Origin of the sequence: Shewanella sp. SG44-2, from assembly GCF_014164215.1 — a bacterium.
GTDB classification, from domain to species: domain Bacteria; phylum Pseudomonadota; class Gammaproteobacteria; order Enterobacterales; family Shewanellaceae; genus Shewanella; species Shewanella frigidimarina.
Genome location: NZ_JACJEU010000059.1, coordinates 1 through 2,244, shown reverse-complemented (window position 1 = coordinate 2,244; position 2,244 = coordinate 1). Strand labels below are relative to the sequence as shown.

Below are 2,244 nucleotides of genomic sequence, written 5' to 3'. Positions count from 1 at the left end.
GCGGTAAAAGCGGTAAAAGCATAATTAAAACAGACTGCAGCGGTAAAGGTATAATTTAAATAGAAGGTGGCGGTAAAAACAATAAAAAAGGTTAGCGAAATAGCTAACCTTTTTTATTGTAATGTTCGTCACATGGTGGCAAACATAGCAGTGTTAACGATTATTTCTTATCGTCTTTTAAGCCAATACTTTGCATCCAGTATTCAAAATTAACTAGATTTCCCGGTAACACAATACGGCTATCAGGTTTGCTTAAACCATCTAACTGCTTCATATATTGTTCACCAAGTTGCATACGTAATGCACTTTGTCCGCCTTCAGATGAAATAACCACCGCTAATCGTTCTATCGACTCTGCAGTTGCTTTCGCTAAAGTGAGAATTTCTTGCGCTTTACCTTCGGCCTCATTAATGCGGCGCTGCATTTCACCTTCAGAGCGGTTAATGGTTTCTGCCATCACACCTTCTGAACGATTAATTTTACTCTGCTTATCACCTTCACTTTTGGCTAATAATGCCCGACGTTCACGCTCGGCATTCACCTGCATTTCCATGGCATTTTTAACTGTTTCTGGTGGGGTAATATTTTTAATTTCGTAACGATGCACTCGAATGCCCCACATAGAGCCAGCTTCGTCGAGAACTTCAACCACTTTGGCTGATATCACATCACGCTCTTCAAAAGTACGGTCTAAATCTAAGGTACCAATCACAGAACGCGTAGTGGTTTGAGCAAGTTGAATAGCGGCATAACGATAGTCAGTAATACCATAACTGGCTTTAACGGGATCGGTAACCGAAATATAAATAACCCCATCCACTTCAACATTAACTTCATCACTGGAGAAACATTCTTGTGGCGGTACATCAATAGTTTCTTCTTTTAAGTCGTGGATATAAGCCACTTTATCAAGGAAGGGGATCAGTGCATGGAAGCCTGCATCTAAGGTGCTGTGATACTTACCTAAACGTTCAACAATGTAAGCCGACTTGGTCGGTACAAGACAAATAGACTGGAATAATTTCAGTACAAAAATGGCAAAAATAACGCCCCAGATAGCCATCACAATCAAATCAGTATCAATTCCGTTAATCAACATTAGCGTGCTCCTTTTGCTGATGAGTTTGATACGGCATGAGTCACTTGCTCCATACCTTCAAAAAAGCCTTCTAGCTTGGCCATTTCCGCTGGCACAACAGAAACTTGAGCTTCAGATAAAATTTTGCCCACTTGGCCAATAAACTGTTCTTTAAGTAACATGTTCATAGCGTCATTGCCGCCATTCACTGTTAAGGCTTTGCAGATCATTTCCATGCCTTCAGCTTTCGCGTTAGCAATAATGGAAATTTCTTGCCCTGTACCTAAAGCCTCGTTAATACGCTTTTGTTTTTGACCTTCAGATAAATTAATCGCTTCTTGACGTTCACCTTGCGACATATTGATCATTGCAGCTTTTTCAGCATTAGCTAACGTGATTTCTGCACGCTTACGGCGTTCTGCTTCCATTTGTTTTTCAAGGGTGTGAATAACCTTCATTGAAGGCGAGATATTTTTAATCTCATAACGTAATACTTTGATCCCCCAAGGATCTGAGGCTTTATCAATTTCACGCACAATGGATTCATTCAAACTGTCACGCTCAGAAAACGTTTGCGACAAAGTTAGCTTACCAATTTCAGAACGCATGGTTGTTTGCGCTAAGTTAACCGCTGCACGGCGATAATTTTCAATACCATAGCTGGCAAGCTTGCCGTCCATCACCTTAAGGTAAACTAAACCGTCAACTTCCAATTGGGTGTTATCTTTTGAAATACAGCTTTGCGGTGGCACATCTAATACTTCTTCACGAGTGTCGTGGCGATAAGCAACCCGATCGACAAAAGGGACAAGAAAATGAAACCCTGGCTGGAGCACGGTACGAAACTTACCCAAACGCTCAATAACATGCACTTCACGCATTGGCACAATTAACATGAGTTTGAACAAAATAAACATTACAAATAAAAAAACGATTGTTAACACAAACATATCTACTCCCTTTTAATCTGACTTTCCTAGATAACACTTAACGACAATCGCAACACGACGACTTCGACACAATATTTACAAAACAATATTTACAAAACAATATTTGCGAAACTACAATTACGACACAATATTCATATCATAATAAACTGAATTTATTACACTTAAGTACTCGATAACCTCAACTCACAGTAACAACTCACGGCAACAACTCACGGC

2 protein-coding genes are annotated in these 2,244 nt (G+C 39.9%); both read right to left on the bottom strand.

Annotated features, from left to right (window positions below):
• Positions 1-160: 160 nt before the first annotated feature.
• The gene (locus tag H5181_RS20190; RefSeq protein WP_011638836.1) at positions 161-1,099 is read right to left on the bottom strand and encodes an SPFH domain-containing protein; all 939 of its coding nucleotides are present in this window, start codon (positions 1,097-1,099) and stop codon (positions 161-163) included.
• The gene (locus H5181_RS20185) at positions 1,099-2,028 is read right to left on the bottom strand and encodes a slipin family protein (RefSeq protein ID WP_102036612.1); all 930 of its coding nucleotides are present in this window, start codon (positions 2,026-2,028) and stop codon (positions 1,099-1,101) included. Before H5181_RS20185 ends, H5181_RS20190 begins: the two co-directional genes overlap by 1 nt.
• Positions 2,029-2,244 lie beyond the last annotated feature (216 nt).